Consider the following 26864-nt stretch of genomic DNA (forward strand, 5'->3'; position numbering starts at 1 on the left):
TACTGGGCGCCGGCGTAGGTTTCTGTGATGCCAGTTCTGGACCTCGACCTCGTCGCCGACCCGGCCGACCTCACGAAGACCCTCGTCGACATCCCCTCGGTCTCCGGGACGGAGGGGCCGATCGCCGATGCGGTCGAGCACGCGCTCAGTCGGATCGGGCGGTTCGAGGTCGTCCGGCTGGGCAACTCCGTGCTGGCCAGGACGGCGCTCGGGCTGCCGACCCGGGTGCTGCTGGCCGGTCATCTGGACACCGTCCCGATCGCCGACAACGTGCCGTCCCGGCTGGACGGCGACACCCTGCACGGCTGCGGCACCACGGACATGAAGTCCGGGGACGCGATGCTCCTCCACCTGGCCGCCACGCTGGAGAACCCCTCCCGTGAGCTGACTCTCGTGTTCTACGAGTGCGAGGAGATCGAGCACGAGCGGAACGGACTGACGAGGATCGAGCGGGAGCTGCCGGACTGGCTGGCCGCGGACCTCGCGATCCTGGGGGAGCCGACCAACGGCCAGGTGGAGGCCGGCTGCCAGGGCACGGCGGCGATCGCCGTCACCACCCGCGGTCGACGGGCCCACGCCGCCCGATCGTGGTTGGGCGACAACGCCATCCACGGCGCCGGCGAGGTGCTGGACCGGCTGCGCGCGTTCCGGCCGCGGTCCGTCGACATCGACGGGTGTCTCTACCGCGAGGGCCTGAACGCGGTGGGGATCTCCGGAGGGGTGGCGTCCAACGTCATTCCTGACGAATGCGTCGTCAGGATCAACTTCCGGTTCGCTCCGGACCACAGCGCCGACCAGGCGGTCGAGCTCCTGAAGGAGCTGTTCGACGGATTCCAGGTCGACGTCCTGGACACCGCCGCCGGCGCCCTGCCCGGCCTGGCCGCCCCCGCCGCTGCGGAATTCGTGGCGGCAGCCGGTGGGGCGGCAGTGGCCAAGTACGGCTGGACGGACGTGGCAAGGTTTGCCGCCCTTGGTATCCCGGCAGTCAACTACGGACCGGGAGACCCGTCCCTCGCACACACCCGCGAGGAATGGGTCTCCCGCCGTCAGATCAGGGAGATGACGGAAGTCCTCCGGACGTTCCTGTCCTGACCGGCTCAGTGCTGGACGGGAGTGCCGAGCGGAAGGCCGGCGCCTCCCGTGGTCTGGATGCACGAATCGACGAAGATGTATGCGCCCACCGCTGCGAAGGCCAGTGCGAGGTACCCGCCGAGGTACCCCATCCCGGTCGAGGCGCTCGCGGTGGCGATGAGCGTGGCGATCAGCGACAGGTCGATCAGCACGAACACCGCGGTGAAGGCCAGCGGCAGGCGCAGCGTGCCGACCGTCAGCAGCACGATCACCACCAGCCAGGAGATCAGGAACAGCTCGACGGTCGAGGTCACATCGGCGGCGGCGACCGCATACCAGTTGTGGGTCAGGCCGAGGATCAACGCTGCGTAGCTGAGCCAGAACCCGGCGAAGATCGCGAAGATCCCCGCGACCGCACTCTGTCCGAGGGAGATGGCCCACACCGCTGCGAGCAGGGTGCCCAATCCGGTGGCGGCCAGGATGATGGCCAGCGGTGCGCCGCCCCCCGCGGCCGAGACGAAGCCGACCTGTTGCAGGCCAAGGGCTATCGATCCGACGGCGAACAGTGGTACGCCGACGATGGCCGGATTGCCCACCGGTGCGGCGGGTTCGGGCTGGACGGGAGCGGGGACCGGACGTTCGGCGGCCGGGGTGGGGGTGATGGTGGCTGTCATGGAACTCCTTCGGTTCGCTTTCGCGGTGTCGGCCGCTCATCGTCGAGCGGCCCCGAGGCCGGCGCGTGGTGGTCCGGGCGTCGGTCACCGCCCCGCGACCGAATGATCGGAGGGAGTGGCCGGTGCCGTGTTCCGCGGAGCGGAGGTCACCGTCCTGCGTGCGTCGTGCGCATCGTCGTGCAGATCACACCGCACGTCCGGCAACGGAAGTCGTCTCTTTCTGAGACAACGCGTTAGTTGCTGCGCCGGCGGCAGCGATCCATCCCACGTCGCGATGTCGGCCGGTCACCGCAGGCGGGCCACGGGTGACGCTTACTGTGGCGACGTGACGAACGACAACACACCCCAGCCTGTCGGCGAGCAGGACGTCCGCGCGGAGACGTCCGGCGAGAAACACCGCGGACCGGTGGTGCTACGCGGAACCCAGTCCGAGAGCACCAGCACGACGGATCAGCGGCTGCTGGACTCACGGGGACCGACCGACTGGGTGCACACCGACCCGTGGCGGGTACTGCGCATCCAGGCGGAGTTCGTCGAGGGGTTCGGCGCACTCGCCGGTCTGCCGCGGGCCGTCACCGTGTTCGGCAGCGCCAGGACCAAGCCCGACAACCCCGAGTACAGCAAGGCGATGGAGATCGGCGGTGCGCTGGCCAAGGAGGGCTTCGCCGTCATCACCGGCGGCGGTCCCGGAATCATGGAGGCGGCCAACCGTGGGGCGAAGGAGGCCGGCGGCCTGTCGGTCGGCCTCGGCATCGAGCTGCCGTTCGAGCAGGGCATCAACCGATACGTGGACCTCGGGATCAACTTCCGCTACTTCTTCGCCCGCAAGACGATGTTCGTCAAGTACTCGCAGGCGTTCGTCTGCCTGCCCGGCGGGTTCGGAACGCTCGACGAGCTCTTCGAGGCGCTGACCCTGGTGCAGACCAAGAAGGTCACCAAGTTCCCGGTGGTGCTGTTCGGCTCCGAGTACTGGGGCGGGCTGGTCGACTGGATCGAGAAGTCGGTGGCCGGCGCCGGCAACATCGGCCTGCCCGACATGGCCCTCCTGCACGTCACCGACGACGTCGACGACATGATCCGCGTCGTCCACGACGCTCACGCCGCCTGGGTCGCCGCCCACTGACCCCGGCTGCCGCGCTTATCAACTTCGCCTGCGCTCATGATCGGGTCGATTTGCTTCACTCGCGTCACAAAATGGGCACGTTCCGCAGCGCGGTCGAAGTTGATAAGCGCGACGGGGCGGCGCGGGATCGACTCGTGGAAGAATGACGAACGTGTTGCGTTGGATCACCGCAGGGGAATCACATGGACCTGCACTCGTCGCCGTCCTCGAGGGGCTGCCTGCCGGCGTACCGGTAGCTACCCCTGACATCGCCGTACAACTGGCCCGACGCCGGCTCGGCTACGGCCGCGGCGCGCGGATGAAGTTCGAGCAGGACGTGGTGTCGCTGCTCGGCGGCATCCGCCACGGACTGACCATCGGCGGTCCCATCGCGGTGCAGATCGGCAACACCGAGTGGCCCAAGTGGGAACAGATCATGTCCCCGGACCCGGTGGACCCCGACATCCTCGCCGGTCTGGCCCGCAACGCGCCGCTCACCCGCCCGCGCCCCGGCCACGCCGATCTCGCCGGCATGCAGAAGTACGGGTTCGACGACGCCCGCCCGGTGCTGGAGCGTGCCTCGGCCCGGGAGACCGCTGCCCGGGTCGCGCTCGGGACCATCGCCCAGCACTTCCTGCGCGAGGTCCTCGGCGCCGAGGTCGTCTCGCACGTCGTCTCGATCGGTGACGCCGATGCGATCGACGGGCCGCTGCCCACCCCGGCAGACCGGGAGACCATCGACGCCTCGCCGGTCCGGGCGCTCGACCAGCGCTCGACCGACATCCTGGTCACCGAGATCGAAGCGGCCAAGGCCGACGGCGACACCCTCGGTGGCGTGGTCGAAGTGCTCGTCTACGGTCTGCCGCCCGGGCTCGGCTCGTTCGTCCAGGGCGATCGCAAGCTGGACGCCCGACTCGCCGCCGCTCTGATGGGCATCCAGGCCATCAAGGGTGTCGAGATCGGTGATGGGTTCGCCACCGCCCGCCGTCGCGGCTCGAAGGCCCACGACGAGATCGACCCCCGTCATCCGGGCGTCACCCGCCGTTCCAACCGCGCGGGCGGCATCGAGGGCGGCATGACCAACGGCGAGGTCCTCCGGGTGCGCGCCGCCATGAAGCCGATCTCGACGGTGCCGCGCGCGCTGGCCACCGTCGACGTGGTGACCGGTGATCCGGCCGTGGCCATCCACCAGCGCAGTGACGTGTGTGCGGTACCCGCCGCCGGTGTGGTGGCCGAGGCGATGGTCGCGCTCGTCGTGGCCGATGCGGTGGTCGAGAAGTTCGGCGGCGACTCGGTGACCGAGGTGCGGCGCAACGTCCGCGCCTATCTGGACACCCTCACCGGAACCCTGCCGATCCCCGCGGACCAGACGACCGCGGACACCGCCGCGGCCGCTTCCTGAGACGGCGTCACGACGGTGACGGCCGGGAACGCGACGGAGTCGGCATGGCGTCCCGGGCCGGGGACCGCTGCCGACCGGGCCAAGGCCGTTGCGCAGCGCGAGGCTGCGGGACGTGGTGAGAACGCTTTCGCGCCAACGGGAACGCGTCCGGCAGTGGTTTTGGTCGGTCCACCCGGCTCGGGCAAAACCACCGTCGGATCAGCGATCTCGCGAATGACCGGCCTGCCGATGCGCGACACGGACGCGGACATCGAGGCCCGAGCCGGCCGGAGCATCCCCGACATCTTCTTGGAGGACGGCGAATCGGGTTTCCGGACGCTGGAACGGGAGGCCGTCGCTGTGGCTCTGGGCGAGCACCACGGTGTCCTGGCCCTGGGGGGCGGCGCGGTACTGGCCGCCGAGACCCGAGAGTTGTTGGTGGGCCACGATGTGGTCTTCCTGAACCTGTCGATGCCGACCGGCGTCCGCCGGACGGGTCTGGCCGTCAATCGACCACTGCTGGCCGGGATCAATCCGCGCGCCACCTACAAGGCTCTGCTCGAGGCCCGGCTGGTCTTCTACCGGGAGACGGCGCGCGTCGAGATCGAAACCGATCAGCTGAGCGTCGCCGACGTCGCGAGACTGATCATCGAGAAGTTGGAGCTGGTATGACGAGTGCCGTCAGCGATCCCGTGGTCGTCCAGGTGGCGGGGCCGTCGCCCTACCAGGTCACCATCGGCCGCGGCCTGCTGGACGAGTTGGTCGCCGCCGCCACCTCGACCGGACAAGCCGGTCGTGCCGCGTTGATCCACGCCCCGACCCTGGCGTTGACCGCCGAGGCCATCCGAGATGCTCTGGAGTCGGCCGGGATCAAGACGCATCTGCTGGAGATCCCGGATGCCGAGGACGGGAAGTCCCTCGAGGTGCTGGGTTTCTGCTGGGACGTGTTCGGTGAGATCGGGCTGGAGCGCAGCGATCTCGTCCTGGGCCTCGGCGGAGGCAGCGTCACCGATCTGGCCGGCTTCGCCGCGGCCACCTGGATGCGTGGGGTTCGCGTCATCCAGGTACCGACCACGCTGCTCGGGATGGTGGACGCGGCCGTCGGCGGAAAGACCGGGATCAACACCGGCGCGGGCAAGAACATGGTGGGCGCGTTCTACGAGCCGGCCGCCGTCGTCGTCGACCTGGCCACATTGGAGTCGTTGCCGCCCAACGAGTTGGTCGCCGGTATGGCCGAGGTGGTCAAGTGCGGCTTCATCGCCGACCCGGAGATCCTGACGTTGATCGAGGCCGACTCCGCTGCCGCCGTCGATCCGTCCGGTCCGGCACTGGCCGAACTGGTGCGGCGGGCCATCACGGTGAAGGCCACCGTCGTCGCCGCCGATCTGAAGGAGTCCGATCTGCGCGAGATCCTCAACTACGGGCACACTCTCGCCCACGCGATCGAGAAGCGGGAAAAGTTCCGCTGGCGTCATGGGGCCGCGGTGTCGGTCGGTCTGGTCTTCGCGGCCGAGCTCGCCAGGGCCGCCGGACGGCTGGACGACGTCACCGCCGACCGTCATCTGGAGGTTCTGCACATGCTGGGCCTTCCCACCACCTACGACCCGGATGCGTTGGGCGAGTTGGTGAAGATCATGGGTTCGGACAAGAAGACCCGCTCGGGGGTGCTGCGATTCGTGGTGCTCGATGGTCTGGCCAAGCCCGGTCGGCTGGCCGGGCCGGACCCGTCGCTCCTCGCTGCGGCCTACTCGGTGATCGCCGGCCGGGCGAAACCTCCTGGCCTCGTGCAGTTGTGACGTCTCAATGCGCACTCCACCCCACAGAGCGGACGCCCCGATGAACAAGGTCCTCGTCCTGAACGGCGTCAACCTCGGGCGGCTGGGCACCCGGGAGCCGTCCGTCTACGGATCGACCAGCTACCCGCAGTTGGCCGCTTCCCTGGTCGCTCGCGGCTCGGCGCTGGGCCTGGACGTCGAGGTGCGGCAGACCGACGACGAGGCCGAGATGATCGGCTGGCTCCACGAATCCGCCGACGCCGGCACACCGGTGGTGCTCAACCCGGCTGCCTGGTCGCACTACTCGATCGCCCTCCGGGACGCGGTTGCCCAACGCACGGCGCCGCTGATCGAGGTGCACATCAGCAACGTCCACACGCGCGAGGAGTTCCGTCACCACTCGGTGGTCTCCGCGGTCGCGACCGGGGTGATCGCCGGTCTCGGCGTCGACGGCTACCGACTGGCGCTGGAACACCTGGCCCACGGATTCGACGCGCAGAGTTCGGAGGCCGCCCGGTGAACGCTCGCGCGGAGAGACAGGATCACACATGAGCGACAAGTTGAATCGGCGCCGCGCTCTGCGGGGACTGCTGGCCGACGCCGGGCTGGACGGTCTGCTGGTCACCGATCTCATCAACCTCCGTTACCTCACGGGGTTCACGGGTTCCAACGCCGCCTTGCTGATCCGTGTCGAGGGCGATGAGCAGTCGCTCTTCTGCACCGACGGTCGCTACGAGGTGCAGTCGGCGGCGCAGGTCCCCGATCTGCCGCGCATGATCGACCGTCCGTGCGATCTCGCCCTGTTGGCGCAGGCCTCGGGCCGGGTCGGCTTCGAGGCTCAGTCGGTGTCCGTCTTCCAGTCCGGAGCGCAGCGCACCGCCGCCGCCGCCGACGTGGAGCTCGTCGACACCGTCGATCTGGTCGAGCGGCTCCGGGCGATCAAGGATCCGGGCGAGATCGACGCGCTGCGCACCGCCTGCGCGGTGGCCGATCGTGCGCTGGCCGAACTGATCGAGGCCGGCGGAATCCGTCGCGGCCGGACCGAGCGTGACGTCGGCCTTGACCTGGACGAGCGAATGCGTCGCCTGGGTGCCTCCGATCCGGCGTTCGAGACGATCGTCGCAGCGGGGGAGAACTCCGCCATTCCGCACCACCGGCCGACCTCGCGTCCGCTGAAAACCGGTGACCTGCTCAAACTGGACTTCGGAGCCGCGGTGGCCGGCTATCACTCGGACATGACGAGGACCTTCGTGCTGGGCCGCCCGGCCGACTGGCAGATCGAGATCTACACGCTGGTGGAGGCCGCGCAGCAGGCTGGACGCGACGCGGCCGTGGTCGGCGCGACCGGTGGTGAGGTCGATGCCGCAGCCCGGGATCTGATCACCGCGGCCGGCTTTGGGCCGCAGTTCGCCCACGGACTCGGGCACGGGGTGGGGTTGCAGGTGCACGAAGCACCGAGCCTGGCTCGCGGCCAGGCGGGTATCATCAGCGCAGATATGTGTGTCACCGTCGAGCCAGGTGTGTACCTGCCGGGTCGAGGCGGTGTTCGCATCGAGGACAGCGGCGTGGTCCGGGCGATCGACGGCCTCGACCGGGAGTTCTCCGGCCCCGGCTACGAGGTGCTCACGCTGACATCGCGCGACCTCGTCGTCCTCTGACACGTCATCAACGAAAGGCACTGCGACCACCTCATGGCTTCCACCAGCGACTTCAAGAACGGCCTCGTCCTCAACCTGGAGGGCGTGCTCTGGACGATCACCGAGTTCCAGCACGTCAAGCCGGGCAAGGGGCCGGCCTTCGTCCGGACCACCCTGAAGAACGTGATGACCGGCAAGGTCGTCGACAAGACGTTCAACGCGGGCATCAAGGTCGAGTCCGCCACCGTCGACAAGCGCGACATGACCTTCCTCTACAAGGACGGGTCCGACTTCGTGTTCATGGACAAGGACACCTACGACCAGATCAACGTGACCGCGCCGGTTGTCGGATCGGTCGCCGATTACCTGCTGGAGAACCAGGAGGCGATGGTTGCCACCCACGACGGCGTGGTGCTCTTCGTCGAGCTGCCGGCCTCGGTCGAGTTGCTCGTCGCGCATACCGATCCCGGTCTGCAGGGCGACCGCTCCACCGGTGGCACCAAGCCGGCGAAGCTGGAGACCGGTGCGGAGATCAACGTTCCGCTGTTCCTCAACACCGGGGACAAGATCAAGGTCGACACCCGCGACGGCCGCTACCTCGGTCGCGTCAACAGCTGACGTGACCTGTCCTCAGAACCAACACGACCTGCGTCGTCCAGACCGGTCGCGCTGATGTCCGCACGTTCCAAGGCGCGCAAGCGTGCGCTCGATGTGCTCTACGCCGCGGATGCCCGCGGCGCTGATCCGCTCGACGTGCTCGGTGAGCGCATCGACTCCGAGGAGGCAGCGCCTCTCGGCGAGTATGCCGAGACGCTGATCCGCGGATATGCCTCCCACCAGGGCCGCATCGACGACCTCCTCAGCGAGCATGCCGAAGGGTGGACCCTGGACCGGATGCCCGCCGTCGACCGTGCCATCCTGCGGATCGCCGTCTACGAGCTCGTCTACTCGCCCGACGTCCCGGCTCCGGTCGCGGTGGACGAGGCGGTCGAGCTGGCCAAGAGCCTGTCGACCGACAACTCACCGCGGTTCATCAACGGTGTGTTGGGCCAGATCCTGCTCATCGCCCCGGAGCTCCGCCGGGTGTAGTGCATCTGATGCGTGACGGCTCCGGTACGCGGGCCGTCCCGTGGTTCGGCGCGACCGTGGTTCTGCCCGTCCCGTGGTTCGGCGCGACCGTGGTTCTGCCCGTCCCGTGGTTCGGCGCATAAGCTCTTCCCGGCGCGTACGAAAATGCCCGTTCTCAGGCCCTGACGGGCGAAAACGGGCACTTCTGTCTGCGCAGGGCCGATCGGTATGCGCACCAAACGGCGCACGCTGCCAGGCGAAGGGCTACTCGAGCTCGGTGCCGGCGGGTAGAACGCCCCAGCCGACGAGCTGCTCGGTCAGGCTCTCCGGGGACATGTCGTAAATGACAGCGAGTGACCGCAAATCCTCGGCACGGATCGTCAGCACCTTGCCGTTGTAGTCACCTCGCTGGGACTGGATCGCGGCGGCGTAGCGAGCCAGCGGACCGGCCTGGTGAGCGGGTAGTTCGGACAGTCGATGAAGGTCGATGACGAGCTTCGGGGCCGGCATCCCACGGCGTGAGGCGCGCGCGTCGGGCAGCAGCTCGGCGACTGGAACGCCGTAGAACTCCGCGAGTTCTGCCAGCTTGGCGACGGTGACGGCCCTGTCTCCGCGTTCGTAGGACCCGACGACGACCGCCTTCCAGCGGCCCTCCGACTTCTCCTCCACGCCGTGGAGACTCAGACCCTGCTGGGCGCGGATCGACCGCAGTCTCTGTCCCAGCGCCCGTGCATAGTCCTGCGTCATGACTGCCTTCCTGGTGGCGGGAGAGTTTGTGGTAAGCCTCCCTGGGAATTATAGGTTGCTCAACACGCAGAGTAGTCGCAATTCAGCTAATTGTTCTACATCGACGTGCCGGAAGATTCGAATTGCTGCCTCGGTACGGGGCTGTGCTTCTGGAGGGCCGGAGGTTGATAGCATCGGGCCGGGGTCATCGCCGGAACCGGCCCATCGCCGGGGATCGCGAGCGACCTGCCATGACTTCTCGTGAACAGACATCCTTTAAAACCGTCCAGTGAGGCGGGAAAGGAGGTCGGTGTGGTGCCCGCGCGCCCGAACCGGACCGATGCCCTGCGGCAGCCTGGTCGAATCGGTTCCCACCGCTCTCAGTCAGATCCGCACGTGACCAACACCCGTGCGGCCGATCCGACCGTCATCGATCCTGTTCCCGCCCAAGTGTCGCTGCTCTCCGCAGCCGACATCGCCCGCACCATCGATCGCATTGCACACCAGATCCTGGAGCGCACCGGTGACGGTCCGGTGGTGCTCGTGGGGATCCCGACCAGGGGTGTCCACCTGGCCCGCCGGCTCTCCGAGCGTCTGACGGCCTTCACCTCGCGGCCGTACCCCGTGGGTTCGCTGGACATCACGCTCTATCGCGACGACCTGCGTCGGCGCGCACCGCGGGCGTTGGAGGAGACGGTGCTCCCGGAGTCCGGCATCGAGGAGGCCACGGTCATACTCGTCGACGACGTCCTCTATTCGGGGCGCACGGTCAGGGCCGCACTCGATGCGCTGCGCGACCACGGCCGACCCGCGGTCGTCCAACTCGCGGTTCTCGTCGACCGGGGCCATCGGCGATTGCCGATCAGGGCCGACTACGTCGGCAAGAACATCCCGACCGCCCTGTCCGACGACGTCGCCGTCCGGCTCGAGGAAATCGACGACGTCGACTCGGTCGACCTGGTGAGAGGCCACTGATGACGATCACCGGCACCGCGCTGTCCGCCACCACGTCGACCCAGCAGGCCGGCGGCCAGGTGACGGGCCTATTGCCGCGTCACCTGCTCTCCGCCGGCGACCTCGACCGGGCGGCCGCCCTGCACATCCTGGATACCGCCACCCGGCTGGACCAGGCGATGGCCGGCCGCGAGGTCCGCAAGCTCCCCACCCTCCGCGGCCGCACCGTGGTCAACCTGTTCTACGAGGACTCGACCCGCACCCGGATCTCCTTCGAGCTGGCCGCCAAGCGACTGTCGGCCGATGTCATCAACTTCTCCGCGAAGGGTTCCTCGGTGTCCAAGGGCGAGTCGCTCAAGGACACCGCCCTGACCCTCCAGGCGATGGGTGCCGATGCGGTGGTCTGCCGCCACTCGTCCTCCGGTGCGCCGCAACAGCTCTCGGCCTGGGTCGACGGTCATGTGATCAATGCCGGCGACGGAACGCACGAGCACCCGACCCAGGCGCTACTCGACGCCTACACACTGCGGCGGCACCTCGCCCCCGGCGGCAACCTGGACGGACGCCGGGTGGTCATCGTCGGCGACGTCCTGCACTCCCGCGTCGCCAGGTCGAATGTGCTGCTGCTGTCCACGCTCGGGGTCAGGGTCACGCTGGTCGCGCCGCCCACGCTGTTGCCGCTCGGGGTCAACACCTGGCCCTGCGAGGTGACGTACGACCTCGACTCCGCCCTGCGCGGCGCCGACGCCGTGATGATGCTGCGCGTCCAACGCGAGCGCATGGGGGGAGCGTTCTTCCCGACCGAACGCGAGTACTCCCGCTCCTACGGACTGGACACCCGCCGCGCCGCCTTGCTCGCCGACCACGGCATCGTGATGCATCCCGGTCCGATGAACCGCGGCATGGAGATCACCCCCCAGGTGGCCGACGGTCTCAACTCGGTGATCGTCGAGCAGGTCGCCAACGGCGTCACCGTGCGGATGGCCGTGCTGTACCTGTTGCTGACCGGCGGCGTGGACGAGTGAGCACCGCGCGCCGGCCACCACCGGTCTTCCATCTCGGCCCACCCCAATCCGAAGAAATCAGAGAGAACGCCTTGAAGCAGTGGTCGACGGCTCCCGTCCTGATCCTCAATGGACGCCCCTACGGCGAGGACCGGGTCGACCTGTTGCTCGCGGACGGCGTGATCGTGGCGGTCGGGGACGACGTGCGGACCCACCCGGCCATCGGTGCGGCTCAGGTGATCGACGCGGACGGGCTCGTGGTCCTGCCCGGTCTGGTCGACCTGCACACGCACCTGCGCGAGCCGGGGCGGGAGGACGCCGAAACAGTCGAGACGGGCTCCGCCTCCGCGGCTCTCGGTGGCTACACGGCCATCTTCGCGATGCCCAACACCGATCCGACGGCCGACACCGCCGGTGTCGTCGAGCAGGTGTTCCGCCTCGGCGTCCAGGCCGGTCTGGTCGACGTCTTCCCGATCGGTGCCGTGACCGTCGGGCGAAAGGGCGAGCGACTGGCCGAACTGGGCGCCATGGCGGCCTCCGCCGCGCACGTCCGGGTCTTCTCCGACGACGGCGACTGCGTGGCCGACCCGCTGCTGATGCGCCGGGCCCTGGAATACGTCAAGGCGTTCGACGGCGTCATCGCCCAGCACGCCCAGGAACCACGCCTGACGATCGGCGCCCAGATGAACGAGGGGGTGGTCTCCGCGCAGCTCGGCATGACGGGCTGGCCCGCTGTCGCCGAGGAGGCGATCATCGCCCGGGACTGCCTGCTCGCCGACCACGTCGATTCCCGGCTGCACGTCTGCCATCTCTCGACGGCCGGGTCCGTGGAGATCGTCGCCGCGGCCAAGGCGCGCGGTACCCGCGTGACCGCCGAGGTGACGCCGCACCACCTGATCCTCACCGACGAGCGTGCCGTGGGTTACGACCCGGTCTTCAAGGTCAATCCGCCGCTGCGCACCGGATCGGACGTGGAAGCCCTGCGAGCCGCGCTGGCCGCCGGGGTGATCGACATCGTGGCGACGGACCACGCGCCACACGCCGGCCAGGACAAGGAGACCGAGTGGGACAACGCCAAGCCGGGCATGCTCGGCCTGGAGACCGCCCTCTCGGTGGTCATCGACACGATGGTGAACACCGGTCTGCTGGACTGGCGCGGCGTGGCTAGGGTGATGTCGGAGAACCCTGCCACCATCGGTGGTCTCACCGACCACGGCCGTCCGATCGCCGCGGGGGAACCGGCCAATCTGGTGCTGGTGAACCCGACAGCCTTCTGGACGGTGCGCGGCCAGGAGATGGCCAGCCTGTCCAGCAACACACCCTTCGAGGGCGTCACCCTGCCGGGCCGGGTGGTCGCCACCTTCCTGCGCGGAACGGCCACCGTGCGGAACCGTGCACTGCAAGAGAAGTCGGAGGTCTGACATGGACCGGACCCTGCTCACCTTCGGCCTGATCCTGGTGATCCTGTTGTCGGCCTACGGTTTGTTCGTCGGCTGGCGTCACCGGATGCAGCGTCAGTCCGGCGTTGCAGAGTTGCCTGCGGCCCCAGACGATCTGGGCGAGGAACTCTTCCAACCGCTCACCGGGCTGTACGTCTCGACCACAGTCTCCGGATCCTGGCAGGACCGGATCGTCGCCAGTGGTCTCGGCCGCCGCGCCGCCGCCACCCTGCACCTTGCCCGTTCGGGGATCCTGATCGAGCGGATCGGGGAGGGCGAGATCTTCATCCCGGTCGACGATCTCGAGGCGATCGGGACCGCACCCGGGATCGCCGGGAAGGTGATGGCCATGCCCGATGGCATCCTGGTCCTCACCTGGAACCTCGGCGGGTCACGGGTCGACAGCGGTCTGCGCCTCGATGACCTACAGGAACAGGCGGCCTGGATCGCCGTCGCGAAGCAGCTGGTGCCGGCGACCAGCAGCAGCCCCAACCCTGATGGAACCTCTACCGACCAGAACAAGACAGACGGGGCGAGTGCATGACTAGTCCAGCGGTGCTGGTCCTGGAAGACGGCCGGGTGTACCGCGGAACATCCTTCGGTGCAAAGGGTTCCGCCTTCGGCGAGGCAGTGTTCACGACCGGGATGACGGGTTACCAGGAGACCCTGACCGACCCGTCCTACCGCCGTCAGGTGGTTGTCTCGACCGCGCCGCAGATCGGGAACACCGGTTGGGCCAATACCGGCGGGCCGGACGGCACGCAGGACGACAACGAGTCCGGCCAGATCTGGGTGGCCGGCTACGTCATCCGGGACCTGTCGCCGGCCCCGTCCAACTGGCGGTCGAGTTCGAGCCTGCCCGACGAGATGGTCACCCAGCGCGTGGTGGGCATCGCCGGGGTCGACACCCGGGCTCTGACAAGGCATCTGCGAACTGCCGGTGCGATGGGCTGCGGCATCTTCTCCGGCGACGAGCTCGGCTCTGCGGACGAGATGCTCGCGCAGGTCAGGGCTCAGCCGGGTATGGCGGGTGCCGACCTCACCTCCGAGGTGTCCACCGCAGAGCGGTACACCGTGCCGGCCGTCGGCGAAGCCCGGTTCAGCGTGGCCGCCATCGACCTCGGGATCAAGGCCAACACCCCGAGAATGCTGGCGCAGCGGGGGATCACCACTCACGTGGTGCCCGCCGGGATCACCATCGACGAGATCGTCGTGCTCGGGGTCGACGGGGTGTTCCTGTCCAACGGACCGGGGGATCCCGCCACCCAGACCGAGATGGTCGCGCTCACCCGGGAGATCCTGGAGCGCCGGATCCCGCTGTTCGGCATCTGCTTCGGCAACCAGATCCTCGGCCGGGCATTGGGTTTTGGCACCTACAAGCTGAAGTTCGGACACCGAGGAATCAATCAACCGGTGCTGGAGAAGGCGACCGGGCGGGTCCTGATCTCGGCCCACAACCACGGGTTTGCGGTCGATGCGCCGCTCGACGAGGTGGTCGACACCGATTTCGGGCGGGTGCAGGTCGGCTTCGTCTGCCTCAACGACAACGTGGTCGAAGGTCTGGAATGTCTTGATGTACCGGCCTTCTCGGTCCAGTTCCACCCGGAGGCCGCCGCCGGGCCGCACGATGCCCAATCACTGTTCGACCGGTTCCTGGTCATGATGGACGACGCCGGGCACCCCTCCACGACCACAGAAGGGCTCTGAGCACCGATGCCCGCACGCACCGACATCAAGCACATCCTGGTGATCGGCTCCGGCCCGATCGTCATCGGCCAGGCCTGCGAGTTCGACTACTCCGGGACACAGGCGTGCCGGGTGCTCCGCGAGGAAGGCATCCGCGTCTCGCTGATCAACTCGAACCCGGCGACGATCATGACCGACCCGGAGTTCGCCGACGCCACCTACATCGAGCCGATCACCGCCGAGTACGTCGAGAAGGTGCTGGCCGACCAGCTTCGCCGCGGGTTCCCGGTGGACGCCCTGCTGGCCACCCTCGGTGGGCAGACCGCGCTCAACACGGCGATCGCGATCTCCGACGCCGGCGTGCTGGAGAAGTACGACGTGGAGTTGATCGGCGCCGACATCCCCGCCATCCAGAGAGGTGAGGACCGGCAGATCTTCAAGGACATCGTGCGCGGCGTGGGAGGCGACGTCCCCCGCTCGGCGGTGTGCCACACGCTGGAGGAAGTCAGGGCGACCGTCGAGGACCTCGGTCTCCCCGTCGTCATCCGGCCGTCCTTCACCATGGGTGGTCTCGGCTCCGGGATGGCCTACACTGCCGATGATCTCGAACGGATTGCCACAACTGGCCTGGCGGCGTCGCCCGTGCACGAGGTCCTGATCGAGGAGAGCGTGCTCGGCTGGAAGGAGTACGAGCTGGAGTTGATGCGCGACGCGCACGACAACATGGTGGTGGTCTGCTCCATCGAGAACATCGATCCGATGGGCGTGCACACCGGCGACTCGATGACGGTCGCCCCGGCGATGACGCTGACCGACCGCGAGTACCAGGACATGCGGGATCTCGGTCTGAAGATCCTCCGCGCGGTCGGGGTTGCCACCGGCGGTTGCAACATCCAGTTCGGCATCGAACCGTCGACCGGGCGGATGGTCGTCATCGAGATGAACCCTCGGGTCTCTCGATCCTCCGCGTTGGCGTCCAAGGCCACCGGCTTCCCGATCGCGAAGATCGCGGCGAAACTGGCCATCGGTTACACCCTCGACGAGATCTCGAACGACATCACCAAGGCCACCCCGGCGGCGTTCGAGCCGTCACTGGACTACGTGGTCGTCAAGATCCCCCGGTTCGCCTTCGAGAAGTTCCCCGGAGCCGACCCGACTCTCACCACCACGATGAAATCGGTGGGCGAGGCCATGTCGATCGGGCGGTCGTTCGCCGAGGCCCTCGGCAAGGCCATGCGGTCCATGGAGACCAAGGTGTCCGGCTTCTGGACCGGACCTTCCGGCTTCTGGACTTGGCCTTCCGGGGCGAGCGGAGCGACGGGGGATGTCAGTTTGGAGAAAGGTCATCTGGACGAACTTCTCGCGCAGATCGCCGTCCCGACCGACGGCCGGATCTACCAGATCGAGCAGGCCCTGGCGTGGGGCGCCACCCTCGAACAGGTCTTCGAGGCGTCCAGGATCGACCCCTGGTTCCTCGGGCAGATCCAATTGATCGCCTCGATCGGCACCGCGGTCCGGGACGCAGCTGAACTCGACGCGGACCTGCTCCGGAAGGCCAAGCGATACGGACTGTCAGATCACCAGATCTCCGTGCTGCGGCCGGAACTCGGCAGCGAGACCGCAGTCCGGGAGCTCCGCTGGTCCCTCGGCGTCCGTCCGGTGTTCAAGACGGTGGACACCTGTGCGGCGGAGTTCGAGGCTCGCACGCCCTACCACTACTCGGCCTACGAGACCGATCCGGCCGCCGAGTCCGAAGTCGCTCCTCAGACGGATCGCAAGAAGATCATCATCCTGGGTTCCGGCCCGAACCGCATCGGCCAGGGCATCGAGTTCGACTACTCCTGCGTCCATGCCGCGCTCGCCCTGCGCGAGGCCGGGTTCGAGACCGTCATGGTCAATTGCAATCCGGAGACCGTCTCGACCGACTACGACACCTCCGACCGCCTGTACTTCGAGCCGCTGACGGCCGAGGATGTCCTGGAAGTCATTGCGGCCGAACAGGAGTCGGGCACCGTTGCCGGTGTCATCGTCACCCTCGGTGGCCAGACGCCGCTGAAACTGGCGTCCATCCTGGACGGTGCCTCGATCGTCAAGCGGGACGGATCCGGTGAGCGGGTCGAGGTGGCCATCCTCGGGACCTCCTCCGATGCCATCGATCTCGCCGAGGACCGGGGCCGCTTCGGTGATCTGCTGGCCCGCGCCGGCCTACCGGCTCCGGCCTTCGGCCTGGCCACCTCCTTCGACCAGGCGCGGGTCGCCGCGGAGCGGATCGGCTACCCGGTCCTGGTCCGGCCGTCGTACGTGCTCGGCGGCCGCGGGATGGAGATCGTCTATGACGAGCCATCCCTCGCCGACTACATCAGCCGCGCCACCGAGATCACCGACGACCACCCGGTGCTGGTCGACCGTTTCCTCGATGACGCGATCGAGATCGACGTCGATGCTCTCTGCGACGGTACCGAGGTGTATCTCGGTGGGGTGATGGAGCACATCGAGGAGGCCGGCATCCACTCCGGCGACTCGGCCTGCGTACTGCCGCCGATCACGTTGGGCCGCAGCGATATCGAGCGCGTGCGGAAGCACACCGAGGCGATCGCGCTGGATGGGCACGTCATCGGCTTGCTCAACGTGCAGTACGCGTTGAAGGACCAGACCCTCTACGTGCTGGAGGCGAATCCGCGGGCGAGCCGGACCGTGCCGTTCACCTCCAAGGCCACGGCGGTGCCACTGGCGAAGGCGGCCGCGCGGATCATGGCCGGCGCCACCATCGCGTCGCTGCGGGCCGAGGGACTTCTCCCCGCGCAGGGTGACGGCGGTCTGATGCCCCCGGGTTCGCCCGTGTCGGTGAAGGAGGCGGTGATGCCGTTCCACCGGTTCCGCCGTCCGGACGGCACCGGCGTCGATTCGCTGCTCGGCCCCGAGATGCGTTCCACCGGTGAGGTGATGGGGATCGACATGGCCTTCGGGCCGGCGTTTGCCAAGTCGCAGACGGCCTCGTACGGGTCGCTGCCCACCAAGGGCACGGTGTTCGTCTCGGTGGCAAATGCCGACAAACGTTCGCTGGTCTTCCCGGTCAAGCGGCTGGCAGACCTCGGGTTCACCATTCTGGCCACCGAGGGCACGGCAGAAATGTTGCAGCGCAACGGAATGCAGGTGACCGTCGTCCGGAAGCATTTCGAGGGACCCGGCAACATCGTCGACCTGATCAAGGCCGGCAAGGTCGACCTCGTCATCAATACGCCCTACGGCCAGTCCGGCCCGCGCATCGACGGCTACGAGATCCGGACGGCCGCCGTGTCCGCCGACATCCCCTGCATCACGACGGTGGCCGGCGCCGCCGCCGCGATCCAGGGGATCGAGGCGGTCACCCGCTCCGAGGTCGGCGTGGCCCCGCTCCAGGTCCTCCAGGAGCGCCTCCGTGTGGCCCGCGCCGACGCCGACGCCGCGGCCGCAGCCGGTGCGGCGGCGACGGTTGGCACTGCGGCTGCGATTGACACTGAGGCTGCGGTTGGGACTGCGGTTGAGGCTGCGGCTGCGGCTGCGGTTGAGGCTACGGCTGCGACTGCGGCTGCGGCTGCGGCTGCGGTTCAGGCTGCGACTGCGGCGAAGATTGATTCGGCCAGAGCGGGTGCCTGACCCTGTGTCCGCGCTTATCAACTTCCTCCGCGCTCATGATCGGGTCGATTCGCGCCCCTCCCGTCACATTTCGGCCAACTTCATGAGCGCCGTCGAAGTTGATAAGCGCGACAGGGGGCGGGCGGGGCGATGACGGCGCTGGAGACGGCGTACGAACGGGCCGTGCGGCCGGTGCTGTTCCGGCTGGGCCACGGCGATGCCGAGACCGCGCACCACAGCACGCTGGCCCTCTTGAACCGGATCGGTCGGTCCCGGTCGGCGCTGCGCGGTCTGTCTCTGCTGCTGGCACGAAACCGTAGCCCCCGCAGCGTGTTCGGACTTGACTTTCCGTCCGCCGTCGGGCTTGCCGCGGGAATGGACAAGGACGGTGTCGCGGTCAGTGCCTGGCCGGCGCTGGGTTTCGGCTTCGCTGAACTCGGCACCGTGACCGCGGTCCCGCAGGCCGGCAATGATCGCCCCCGTCTCTTCCGCCTACGGTCCAGCGAGGCGATCATCAACCGGATGGGGTTCAACAATCTCGGGGCCACCGCGCTGGCTGCGACCCTGCGCGAGGCGGGCAAGGTGGGTATCCCGCTGGGGATCTCGCTCGGCAAGTCCAAGGTGACGCCGGTGGACGAGGCCGTCGGGGACTACCTGCTGTCGCTGCGCGCCGTGCACGACGTCGCCGACTACATCGCCGTCAACGTCTCGTCCCCCAACACTCCCGGGCTTCGGTCGCTGCAGGAGAAAGGGCCGTTGGGCGAGCTTCTCGGCGCGCTCACCGGTTCGGCGTCCGCCCTGGCACACGGGCGCCCACCCGTTCCGGTGCTGGTCAAGATCGCCCCCGACCTGACGGACGCCGCCATCGCGGAACTGCTGCAGGTGTGCAGCGAGAACGGCGTCGCCGGCGTGATCGCCACCAACACCACCCTCGGGCGGGAGGGCGTCGCCGGCCCGGACCAAACGCTGATCGCGGAGTCAGGCGGCCTGTCGGGGGCGCCGCTGCGCCGTCGGGCGCTCGAGGTGGTCCGGTTAGTCGCCCGGCACACCGATCTGCCGGTGATCGGCGTCGGCGGGATCTCGGCGCCCGAGCACGGCATGGCGCTGCTGGACGCCGGTGCGCAACTGCTCCAGCTCTACACCGGCTTCATCTACACCGGGCCCGGCCTGGTCACCGGGTTGAACAAGGCGATCACGTTGCGGGACAGGAACATTAGGGACAGCAACATGCGGGACAGGAGCATGCGGGACAGGAACATGCGGGACAGGAACAGCTGAATGGGAGAGCAGATGCAGAGCTTCGGTTCGAAACTGGCCGACGCGATGGCGGTCCGCGGTCCGCTGTGCGTTGGCATCGACCCCCATCCCGGTCTGCTGAGGTCCTGGGATCTGCCGCAAACCGTTGCCGGACTGGAGAAGTTCGCCATGACGACGGTCGAGGCGCTCGCCCCGATGGTGGCCGTCCTCAAACCGCAGTCGGCGTTCTTCGAGGCCTACGGCTCCGCCGGTGTCGCCGTCCTGGAACGTCTGATCGCCCAGGCTCGGTCGGCCGGCGCCCTCGTGCTGCTGGATGCCAAACGCGGCGACATCGGCTCGACCATGACCGCATACGCGCAGGCCTACCTGACGGAAGGGTCGCCGCTCGCTGCAGATGCCGTCACCCTGTCGCCGTTCCTCGGATTCGGATCGCTGCGACCGGCTCTCGACGCAGCCAAGGCCAGTGGCCGCGGGGTTTTCGTCCTGGCCCTCACCTCCAATCCGGAGGGGCCGGCGCTGCAGCACGCGGTGACCGATGACGGTCGCAGCGTGGCGCAGTCCATCGTCGACGCCGCCGCGCAGGAGAACAGTGGCGAGTCCCCGCTGGGCTCGATCGGTCTCGTCGTCGGGGCCACCATCGGACGGACCGGCGTCGACCTGACGAAGGCGAACGGACCCTTCCTGGCGCCGGGCATCGGCGCGCAGGGCGCTACCATCGCGGACCTCAAGGTGGTGTTCGGCGACGATCTGTCGGCGGTCCTGGCCACCACGAGCCGGGAGGTGCTCGGCGCCGGCCCGTCGCTGACGGGCCTACGCGATGCGGCTGCCCGGCTCACCGACGACCTCCGGGCCGCACTCACCGGCTGAGCGGGCCGCACCGGCCCCAGGGCGGGCCGTTCTGGGTCAGAGCCCGGCGGGCCGTTCTACGTCGGAGCCCGGCGGGCCGTTCTGGGTAGAGCCCAAGGAAGGCCGCGTCGGGCAGAGCCCGTGGCAGACCGGTCGAATCGTCACCGCGCACCAGCGCCGTTAGGCTGGCGCAGGTGAGCACACCGGACATCAAGCCCCGCAGTCGCCAGGTCACCGATGGCATCGAAAGCACCGCGTCACGCGGCATGCTCCGGGCCGTGGGGATGGGTGACGAGGACTGGGGCAAGGCGCAGATCGGCATCGGCAGCTCCTGGAACGAGATCACCCCCTGCAACCTGTCGCTGGACCGGCTGGCCCAGGCGTCCAAGGAGGGCGTGCACGCCGGCGGTGGCTATCCGTTGCAGTTCGGCACCATCTCGGTCTCCGACGGGATCTCGATGGGCCACGAGGGAATGCACTTCTCGCTCGTCTCCCGCGAGGTGATCGCCGACTCGGTGGAGACCGTCATGCAGGCAGAACGGCTCGACGGTTCCGTTCTGCTTGCGGGGTGCGACAAGTCGCTGCCCGGCATGCTGATGGCCGCTGCCCGCCTCGACCTCGCCTCGGTGTTCCTCTACGCCGGCACCATCGCGCCGGGTTGGGTGAAACTGGAGGACGGCACCGAGAAGAACGTCACGCTGATCGACGCCTTCGAGGCGGTCGGCGCCTGCAAGGCCGGCAAGATGAGCGAGACCGATCTGGGCCGGATCGAACGGGCCATCTGCCCGGGCGAAGGAGCCTGCGGCGGCATGTACACCGCCAACACGATGGCCTCGGCCGCGGAGGCGCTCGGCATGTCGCTGCCAGGATCTGCCGCCCCGCCCGCCGCCGACCGTCGGCGCGACTTCTTCGCCCACCGCTCGGGTGAGGCCGTGGTCGACCTGATCCGCAAGGGCATCACGGCGCGGGACATCATGACGAAGAAGGCCTTCGAGAACGCCATCTCGGTGGTGATGGCGCTGGGGGGCTCGACCAATGCCGTGCTGCACCTGCTGGCCATCGCCCACGAGGCGGAAGTCGACCTGACGCTCGCGGACTTCAACCGGATCGCCGACCGGGTACCGCATCTCGGCGATCTGAAGCCCTTCGGCCGGTTCGTCATGAACGACATGGATCGGGTCGGCGGCATTCCCGTCATCATGAAGGCCCTGCTGGATGTCGGCCTGCTGCACGGCGACGCGCTGACCGTCACCGGCCGGACTCTCGCCGAGAACCTTGCGGACCTGGACCTACCGGATCTCGACGGCGAGGTCCTTCGCAAGCTCGACAACCCCCTGCACAAGACGGGTGGCATCGCGATCCTGCACGGCTCCATGGCGCCCGAAGGGGCGGTCGTCAAGACGGCCGGATTCGATCTTGAGGTCTTCGAGGGCCCGGCCCGGGTGTTCGAACGGGAGCGGGCGGCGATGGACGCGCTGACCGAGGGCGACATCAAGGCCGGGGACGTCATCGTCATCCGCTGGGAAGGTCCCAAGGGCGGACCCGGGATGCGCGAGATGCTGGCCATCACCGCGGCGATCAAGGGCGCCGGTCTCGGCAAGGACGTCCTGCTGCTGACCGACGGCCGGTTCTCCGGCGGCACCACCGGGCTCTGCATCGGGCACATCGCCCCAGAGGCCGCGGATGCCGGTCCGGTCGGTCTGGTCCAGGACGGCGACGTCATCCGCGTCGACATCCCCGGCAGGACCATCGATCTGCTGGTCGACGAGGCTGAGCTGGAGGCCAGACGGGCCGGCTGGAAGACGCTGCCGCACGCCTACCGGCGTGGGGTGCTGGCCAAGTACTCCAAACTGGTCGGGTCGGCCGCATACGGCGCCATCACCAGCTGATCAGGCTGTGTCCTGGACGTTGGTTCCAGCCGGCGATCCTGCTGACCTCCTGCCAGAATGCCTTGCCCCCAAGGTGATCCCGGCGCCGGCGGCCATCACCAGTGCGATGCCGATCAACCCGGTCACCGGGAGATGCTGACCCAGGATCAACAGGCCGGCCAGCGCCCCGACGGCCGGGTTGAGGCTGGTCAGCACGCCGAAAACTGCGGTCGGCAGGCGGCGTAGGGCCATCATGTCGAGGCTGTAGGGGATTGCCGAGGACAGCAGCCCGACGGCGAGGCCGAGTGCGAGCGTCGCGGGGTGCCAGAGCATTGGGCCGGCGGTCACGACCCCGACCGGCAGGATGATGACGGCGCCGAGCGCGGTGGCCAATGCCAGCCCGGCCTGACCACCGCCGGCCCGGCCGAGCCGGCGCGACAACAGGATGTACGACGCCCAACATCCGGCGGCCATCAGGGCGAACACCACGCCGAGCAGGTCGTGCAGGCGAAGGGTGCCGCCGAGCAGCGCCACACCCGCTGCGGCCGGCAGCACCCACCAGCGTTCACGGCGCGAGGCGGCCGTCCCCAACGCGACGGCCAGCGGACCCAGGAATTCCAGGGTGATGGTGGTGGCGAGTGGGAGCCGGTCCAGGGCCAGGTACAGGCTGCTGTTCATGGTGACCAGGACGACCCCGAACAGGGCGATGGTGCCGAACCGGGCCCCCCGCCACTCGAAACGCCACAACCGGTTCGTCAGAGCAAGCACGACAGCGGCGACCAGCAGCCGCAGGGTGACGGTTCCGATCGGACCGATGACCGGGAACAGCGTCGCGGCGATGGCTGCGCCGAACTGGACCGAGCCCACACTCGACACGGCCATCGTCGTCCCGGATGCGATCGACGACCGCTGTGCTCCGGGCGCGGCGACGCCGGAGGCATCCCCGCTGGTGTGCTGCTCGGTGGTGGTCACAGCGATCACGGTAGGGCCGCGCAGCTCTCTGGAGAAATGCCCGCGCTGTGCCATCTATGCTCTTGACGCATGAATAGCGAGATCGAATCACGCCACCTCCGGGCGCTGATCGCCGTGGCCGACGAGGGCACCTTCACCGACGCCGCGATCACCCTGGGTGTCAGCCAGTCGGCGATGTCGCGGACGCTGATCCAGTTCGAGCAGATCGTCGGCGTCACTCTCGTCCGGCGAACGACCAGGACGCTGAGTCTCACGCCCGCCGGCCTGGCCTGCTACCCCGCGGCGGTCGACGCACTTCGCGCGCTCGAGGCAGTGGGTGATGCGGCGACCGGCCGGATCCGGCCGCTGCGGATCGGATATTCCTGGGCGGCGTTCGGCCGTCATACCACCGCGATTCTGCGTGCTTGGCGGGCAGCTCACCCCGAACAGCCGGTCGAGGTCCATCGGATCGACGAGCGCACCGCCGGCCTCCGCAACGGTGCGGTCGACCTGGCCGTCATCCGCAGCGCCCTCACTGATCCGACGCTGCACGAGCGGATGCTGTTCGTCGAGGGCCGTCTCGCGGCCGTCCCGACAGGGCACCCGCTGGCCGGCATCGCGAACGTGTCTCTCGCCCAGCTGGCCGGGGAGACTCTTGCGTGGACGCCGACGATCGGTACCACGACCCTCGATCTGTGGGAGCCCGGAGCAGGACCGGTCCGGACGGTCGAGGTGGACAACGTGGATGAGTGGCTGACTGTCATCGCCGCCGGTGACGCCGTCGGCCTGACGCCGGAATCGACGTCCTTCACCCATTCGCATCCCGGCGTGCGATTCAGACCGGTCCAGGATGTGCCTCCGGTGTCGGTGCGGCTGGCGTGGCCGCGGGTGTCGCCGCATCCCGCGGTGGAGATTTTCGCTGACCTGGCCCGGAACGTGGTCGAAAACGGCGAGCTGATCTGAATGATCTTGCGCGTGGAACCAGATGCCAAAAAATGAGGTCGAAAGGTTGCCGCACAGGCGATCTGTCAGGTCACTATGATCGCACCACCTAGACCTCGGGGAGGACAGCATGAATCATTCGGCGTCCGCACCACTGCTGGCCGATGAAGGTGACACCTGGGGTATCCCCGGGCCTGATTTTCTCAACTACTACCTGGTGACCGCGGTCGTCGCGCTCGCCGTGGTGGTGTGGATCCGCCGTTCCGCCACCCAGGGTGCATCCACTTCACCCGAACCGACGCTCGATCCCGAGCAGGTGGCCGACCTGGCCGGATTCCGATCCCAGACCTACTACACCGCGCTGACAGCGCTCCGGACGCAGGGCGCTGTGGCTACGGCGGGCAAGGGCCGGATCGTAGCCACCGGGGTCCGGCCGGCCCAGCTGTCGGAACTGCAGTTGGCGATCCTCGCAGTGGTGGGGCCGGGGGCGCGGACGTCCGCAGTCCTGGGCGATCCGCGTCTTGTCCTCCCGATGGACAGGATCCGGGACGGCCTGCGCGTCGCGGGCCTGTTGATGACGCCGGCCCAGTCCGCCCGCTGCCGGATGGCCGCCGGTGCGCTCCTGGCCGTCGTGCTGATCGGAGTGGCCCGGATCGCATCCGCGGTCGGCACCGGCCACCCGTTCCGCAACCTGCTCGTCGTCATGTTCGTCCTGTTCGTACTCGGTCTGATCCTGCTCGCGGTGGTACCCGCTCGAACCACCGCCGGCACCAGTGTGTTGCGCAACCTCCGGGCCGCGAACGGTCACCTGCGGGTGTCCCAACATCCGGCCTGGGCGGCCTACGGCCCGATGGGGGCGGGTCTGTCGGTCGCTCTCTTCGGTGCCACTGCGCTGTTCGCCATCGATCCGGCCTTCGCCGACGAGGTGCGGGCGCCCCGCTATGCCGGGAGCGACGGCGGCAGCAGCAGCTACGGCGGGGACGGCGGTGGGAGCAGTGGTGGTGGGGACAGCGGTGGCAGTAGCTGTGGCGGGGGCGGTTGCGGCGGAGGGGGTTGCGGCGGATGACGTCCGCGACCAGGTCGGTGACCTCGGTTGCCGGCGTGGGGATCGGGTGGCGTCCGGAGATCAGCGGTTTCATCGCAGGCCTGCCGTACCTCGGACTCGTCGAGGTGGTCGCTGAGTCGATCGGATCCCGGCCGCCCGAGATGTTGAGAACCCTGATGGATCGGGGTGTTCCGGTCGTCTTGCATGGCACCCGGGTGTCGTTGGGTGGTGCGGAACCGTTGCAGCGCCAGCGGATCGAGCAATTCGCCGCCGCGGCGGCCGCGGTGCGGGCGTCGCTGGTCAGCGAGCACATCGCGTTCGTCAGGGCCGGTGGTGTCGAGGCCGGTCACCTGCTGCCGGTGCCTCGGACCCGGGAGGCGATCGACGCGATCGTCCGGAATGTGGCGATGTTGATGCCCGATCTGGACGTCCCGCTCGCCCTGGAACCCATTGCTGCCGTGTTCGACTGGCCGGACGCCGAGCTGACCGAGGGGCAGTTTCTCACCGAGATCCTCGACCGTACAGGCGCTCTGCTCCTGCTGGACGTGGCGAACGTCTACGCCAATGCGCTGAACCGCGGTGAGGTCGCGGCCGCGCTGTTCGACGCGATCCCGTTGGAGCGCATCGCCTACGTGCACATGGCCGGCGGTTCCGAGGGGCCTGGCCACGACGGTGTCTACCACGACACCCACACCGATCCGATGCCGCCGGCGGTACTGGACCTGCTCGCCGATCTGACCTCACGCCGGCAGCCACCGGCCGTCATGCTGGAGCGAGACGGCCACTACCCGCCCGCCGACGAGCTGCTTGCCGAGCTCGACGCCATCGCCCGCCATAGCGCCCACCGGTCCGCGACATGACCTCGGCCCCCGTTTCGGCGCATACCGAAGTGCCCGGCGCTGCTGGAAATGCCCGAAAATGACCGCTGAGGGTGGTTTTTCGGCTATTCCATATGCGCAGGGCGGGGCAGCTCCCGCGGTGCCGGGTTTGGCGACGGGATCCGTGCCGGGTTCGGCGGCAGGATCCGTGCCGGGTTTGGCGGCAGGATCCGTGCCGGGTTTTGCCGCGGGATCCGTGCCGGTCTCGGCGGCGGGATCCGTGCCGGTCTTGGCGGCGGCTTCGACGGCGGGATGCGCGGCGGGATCCGCGGCCGACGGATACGCGTCAGCCCAGGCCGTTCTCGTCGCAGCGCTCACCGGGACTGGTCCACTACCACCAGGTTTTGACGAGGTGCGGATCGAGGCCGCCCGGAAAGCGTTGCTGCGCAAGCGAGCCGGTGAGACCGCCCTGCAGTGGCCGGCCCTTGCCGGCGCGCTCGCAGCCGATTTCCTGCCCCGCTTCTCAGAGTGGGCGGCCCACCGGCCGACCGCGGGATCCGTTCGCGACGGTTGGGACCTGGCCAGGGATCTGGCCTCGAGATCGGAACTGCCCGCCCCGGCGGTGGTGGAGTTGACCGAAAAGAGACTGCTGTTCTCCTACCGTGGACGATCTGCTCCGCGGCGTCGGCGGGCACCACGCTTTGCCCGCTGTCAGGGGCGGTGGTTGCTCCAGATCGGTGGCCGGATTAGCACTCTCGGCAGTCGCTGAACGCCGTGGCCGCTGCGCATGCAGGACCCTCCGGCGAGTTGCCCCACAGGACGCCTGGTGAGCTGCGCATATAGGACGACCCTCCGCGAGCACTTTCGCGGCCGATTCATGCAATCCCGTATGCGCCGGGCAATTCTGTATGCGCACCAGCGGCGCGCACCAGCGGCGCGCACCAGCGGCGCGCACCAGCGGCGCGCACCAGCGGCGCGCACCAGCGGCGCGCACCAGCGGCGCGC

At 68.6% G+C, this 26864-nt stretch carries 25 protein-coding genes; 22 read left to right on the plus strand and 3 right to left on the minus strand.

Going from position 1 to position 26864, the window contains the following annotated elements; genetic code table 11:
* Window positions 1–27 precede the first annotated feature (27 nt).
* Window positions 28–1092: a succinyl-diaminopimelate desuccinylase gene (gene dapE / locus ABIB25_RS18635; RefSeq protein ID WP_354529990.1), complete on the plus strand. Its 1065-nt coding sequence runs from the start codon at window positions 28–30 to the stop codon at window positions 1090–1092.
* Window positions 1093–1097: 5 nt separating this feature from the next.
* Here the strand turns inward: dapE and ABIB25_RS18640 are convergent, their stop codons facing one another.
* The gene (locus ABIB25_RS18640; protein WP_354529991.1) at window positions 1098–1745 is read right to left on the minus strand and encodes a GPR1/FUN34/YaaH family transporter; all 648 of its coding nucleotides are present in this window, start codon (window positions 1743–1745) and stop codon (window positions 1098–1100) included.
* A 325-nt stretch (window positions 1746–2070) separates the two neighbouring features.
* Here ABIB25_RS18640 and ABIB25_RS18645 point away from each other — a divergent pair, with 325 nt between their 5' ends.
* The 8 genes from ABIB25_RS18645 to nusB all read left to right on the plus strand — a co-directional run bounded on the left by ABIB25_RS18645 (window position 2071) and on the right by nusB (window position 8729).
* The gene (locus ABIB25_RS18645; protein ID WP_502919853.1) at window positions 2071–2868 is read left to right on the plus strand and encodes an LOG family protein; all 798 of its coding nucleotides are present in this window, start codon (window positions 2071–2073) and stop codon (window positions 2866–2868) included.
* A 151-nt stretch (window positions 2869–3019) separates the two neighbouring features.
* Window positions 3020–4249, plus strand: coding sequence for a chorismate synthase (aroC, locus tag ABIB25_RS18650; RefSeq protein ID WP_354530022.1), 1230 nt, complete (start codon window positions 3020–3022; stop codon window positions 4247–4249).
* 153 nt (window positions 4250–4402) lie between these two features.
* Window positions 4403–4900, plus strand: coding sequence for a shikimate kinase (locus ABIB25_RS18655; RefSeq protein WP_354530023.1), 498 nt, complete (start codon window positions 4403–4405; stop codon window positions 4898–4900).
* A complete protein-coding gene (gene aroB, locus ABIB25_RS18660; protein WP_354529993.1) occupies window positions 4897–6024 on the plus strand; it encodes a 3-dehydroquinate synthase in 1128 nt (375 codons plus the stop codon). The genes ABIB25_RS18655 and aroB overlap by 4 nt, the downstream gene beginning before the upstream one ends.
* Window positions 6025–6064: 40 nt before the next feature.
* Entirely contained in the window at window positions 6065–6523 is a 459-nt protein-coding gene (gene aroQ / locus ABIB25_RS18665; RefSeq protein ID WP_354529994.1) for a type II 3-dehydroquinate dehydratase, read from the plus strand.
* A 28-nt stretch (window positions 6524–6551) separates the two neighbouring features.
* Window positions 6552–7661, plus strand: a complete 1110-nt coding sequence (locus tag ABIB25_RS18670; RefSeq protein ID WP_354529995.1) for a M24 family metallopeptidase — start codon at window positions 6552–6554, stop codon at window positions 7659–7661.
* Between the two features lie 33 nt (window positions 7662–7694).
* Entirely contained in the window at window positions 7695–8258 is a 564-nt protein-coding gene (gene efp, locus ABIB25_RS18675) for an elongation factor P (protein ID WP_354529996.1), read from the plus strand.
* A gap of 54 nt (window positions 8259–8312) precedes the next feature.
* Window positions 8313–8729 carry a transcription antitermination factor NusB gene (gene nusB, locus ABIB25_RS18680; protein WP_354529997.1) on the plus strand — a complete coding sequence of 139 codons (417 nt, stop codon included), beginning with the start codon at window positions 8313–8315 and terminating at the stop codon, window positions 8727–8729.
* Between the two features lie 243 nt (window positions 8730–8972).
* Here nusB and bldD read toward each other — a convergent pair whose 3' ends face one another.
* Window positions 8973–9455 (minus strand): transcriptional regulator BldD, encoded by a 483-nt coding sequence (gene bldD / locus ABIB25_RS18685; protein ID WP_090474317.1) that lies wholly within the window; start codon window positions 9453–9455, stop codon window positions 8973–8975.
* Window positions 9456–9830: 375 nt separating this feature from the next.
* Here bldD and pyrR point away from each other — a divergent pair, with 375 nt between their 5' ends.
* From pyrR to ilvD, 9 genes are all read left to right on the plus strand, one after another.
* Window positions 9831–10409, plus strand: a complete 579-nt coding sequence (gene pyrR, locus ABIB25_RS18690) for a bifunctional pyr operon transcriptional regulator/uracil phosphoribosyltransferase PyrR (protein WP_354529998.1) — start codon at window positions 9831–9833, stop codon at window positions 10407–10409.
* Between the two features lie 71 nt (window positions 10410–10480).
* The gene (locus ABIB25_RS18695; protein ID WP_354530024.1) at window positions 10481–11413 is read left to right on the plus strand and encodes an aspartate carbamoyltransferase catalytic subunit; all 933 of its coding nucleotides are present in this window, start codon (window positions 10481–10483) and stop codon (window positions 11411–11413) included.
* A 71-nt stretch (window positions 11414–11484) separates the two neighbouring features.
* Window positions 11485–12813, plus strand: coding sequence for a dihydroorotase (locus ABIB25_RS18700; RefSeq protein ID WP_354529999.1), 1329 nt, complete (start codon window positions 11485–11487; stop codon window positions 12811–12813).
* 1 nt (window position 12814) lies between these two features.
* Entirely contained in the window at window positions 12815–13375 is a 561-nt protein-coding gene (locus tag ABIB25_RS18705; protein ID WP_354530000.1) for a PH-like domain-containing protein, read from the plus strand.
* Entirely contained in the window at window positions 13372–14538 is a 1167-nt protein-coding gene (carA, locus tag ABIB25_RS18710; protein WP_354530001.1) for a glutamine-hydrolyzing carbamoyl-phosphate synthase small subunit, read from the plus strand. The genes ABIB25_RS18705 and carA overlap by 4 nt, the downstream gene beginning before the upstream one ends.
* A gap of 6 nt (window positions 14539–14544) precedes the next feature.
* Window positions 14545–18153 carry a carbamoyl-phosphate synthase large subunit gene (gene carB, locus ABIB25_RS18715; RefSeq protein ID WP_354530002.1) on the plus strand — a complete coding sequence of 1203 codons (3609 nt, stop codon included), beginning with the start codon at window positions 14545–14547 and terminating at the stop codon, window positions 18151–18153.
* Window positions 18154–18282: 129 nt separating this feature from the next.
* Window positions 18283–19410: a quinone-dependent dihydroorotate dehydrogenase gene (locus ABIB25_RS18720; RefSeq protein WP_354530004.1), complete on the plus strand. Its 1128-nt coding sequence runs from the start codon at window positions 18283–18285 to the stop codon at window positions 19408–19410.
* A 12-nt stretch (window positions 19411–19422) separates the two neighbouring features.
* A complete protein-coding gene (gene pyrF, locus ABIB25_RS18725; RefSeq protein WP_354530005.1) occupies window positions 19423–20256 on the plus strand; it encodes an orotidine-5'-phosphate decarboxylase in 834 nt (277 codons plus the stop codon).
* 173 nt (window positions 20257–20429) lie between these two features.
* Window positions 20430–22124: a dihydroxy-acid dehydratase gene (gene ilvD / locus ABIB25_RS18730; RefSeq protein ID WP_354530006.1), complete on the plus strand. Its 1695-nt coding sequence runs from the start codon at window positions 20430–20432 to the stop codon at window positions 22122–22124.
* Here the strand turns inward: ilvD and ABIB25_RS18735 are convergent, their stop codons facing one another.
* Window positions 22125–23075, minus strand: a complete 951-nt coding sequence (locus ABIB25_RS18735; protein WP_354530007.1) for an EamA family transporter — start codon at window positions 23073–23075, stop codon at window positions 22125–22127.
* 69 nt (window positions 23076–23144) lie between these two features.
* On the opposite strand from ABIB25_RS18735, the gene ABIB25_RS18740 reads away from it, so the two are divergent.
* The 4 genes from ABIB25_RS18740 (at window position 23145) to ABIB25_RS18755 (ending at window position 26628) form a co-directional block, all read left to right on the plus strand.
* A complete protein-coding gene (locus ABIB25_RS18740; RefSeq protein ID WP_354530008.1) occupies window positions 23145–24017 on the plus strand; it encodes a LysR family transcriptional regulator in 873 nt (290 codons plus the stop codon).
* Window positions 24018–24126: 109 nt separating this feature from the next.
* Window positions 24127–25062, plus strand: coding sequence for a TIGR04222 domain-containing membrane protein (locus tag ABIB25_RS18745; protein WP_354530009.1), 936 nt, complete (start codon window positions 24127–24129; stop codon window positions 25060–25062).
* Between the two features lie 17 nt (window positions 25063–25079).
* Entirely contained in the window at window positions 25080–25901 is an 822-nt protein-coding gene (locus tag ABIB25_RS18750; protein WP_354530025.1) for an MbnB/TglH/ChrH family RiPP precursor modification enzyme, read from the plus strand.
* Between the two features lie 175 nt (window positions 25902–26076).
* A complete protein-coding gene (locus ABIB25_RS18755; RefSeq protein WP_354530010.1) occupies window positions 26077–26628 on the plus strand; it encodes an SCO6045 C-terminal-like domain-containing protein in 552 nt (183 codons plus the stop codon).
* Window positions 26629–26864: the final 236 nt, after the last annotated feature.

The sequence above is a fragment of the Nakamurella sp. UYEF19 genome, assembly GCF_040546275.1.
Classification (GTDB): Bacteria; Actinomycetota; Actinomycetes; order Mycobacteriales; family Nakamurellaceae; genus Nakamurella.

Coding starts and splice junctions, on each gene's coding strand:
- dapE (WP_354529990.1), top strand. CDS start 28: ATGCCAGTTCTGGACCTCGACCTCGTCGCCGACCCGGCCGACCTCACG.
- aroQ (WP_354529994.1), top strand. CDS start 6,065: ATGAACAAGGTCCTCGTCCTGAACGGCGTCAACCTCGGGCGGCTGGGC.
- ABIB25_RS18670 (WP_354529995.1), top strand. CDS start 6,552: ATGAGCGACAAGTTGAATCGGCGCCGCGCTCTGCGGGGACTGCTGGCC.
- ABIB25_RS18640 (WP_354529991.1), bottom strand. CDS start 1,745: ATGACAGCCACCATCACCCCCACCCCGGCCGCCGAACGTCCGGTCCCC.
- ABIB25_RS18720 (WP_354530004.1), top strand. CDS start 18,283: ATGACGGCGCTGGAGACGGCGTACGAACGGGCCGTGCGGCCGGTGCTG.
- ABIB25_RS18745 (WP_354530009.1), top strand. CDS start 24,127: ATGAATCATTCGGCGTCCGCACCACTGCTGGCCGATGAAGGTGACACC.
- aroB (WP_354529993.1), top strand. CDS start 4,897: ATGACGAGTGCCGTCAGCGATCCCGTGGTCGTCCAGGTGGCGGGGCCG.
- bldD (WP_090474317.1), bottom strand. CDS start 9,455: ATGACGCAGGACTATGCACGGGCGCTGGGACAGAGACTGCGGTCGATC.
- ABIB25_RS18740 (WP_354530008.1), top strand. CDS start 23,145: ATGAATAGCGAGATCGAATCACGCCACCTCCGGGCGCTGATCGCCGTG.
- efp (WP_354529996.1), top strand. CDS start 7,695: ATGGCTTCCACCAGCGACTTCAAGAACGGCCTCGTCCTCAACCTGGAG.
- nusB (WP_354529997.1), top strand. CDS start 8,313: ATGTCCGCACGTTCCAAGGCGCGCAAGCGTGCGCTCGATGTGCTCTAC.
- carA (WP_354530001.1), top strand. CDS start 13,372: ATGACTAGTCCAGCGGTGCTGGTCCTGGAAGACGGCCGGGTGTACCGC.
- ABIB25_RS18705 (WP_354530000.1), top strand. CDS start 12,815: ATGGACCGGACCCTGCTCACCTTCGGCCTGATCCTGGTGATCCTGTTG.
- carB (WP_354530002.1), top strand. CDS start 14,545: ATGCCCGCACGCACCGACATCAAGCACATCCTGGTGATCGGCTCCGGC.
- pyrF (WP_354530005.1), top strand. CDS start 19,423: ATGCAGAGCTTCGGTTCGAAACTGGCCGACGCGATGGCGGTCCGCGGT.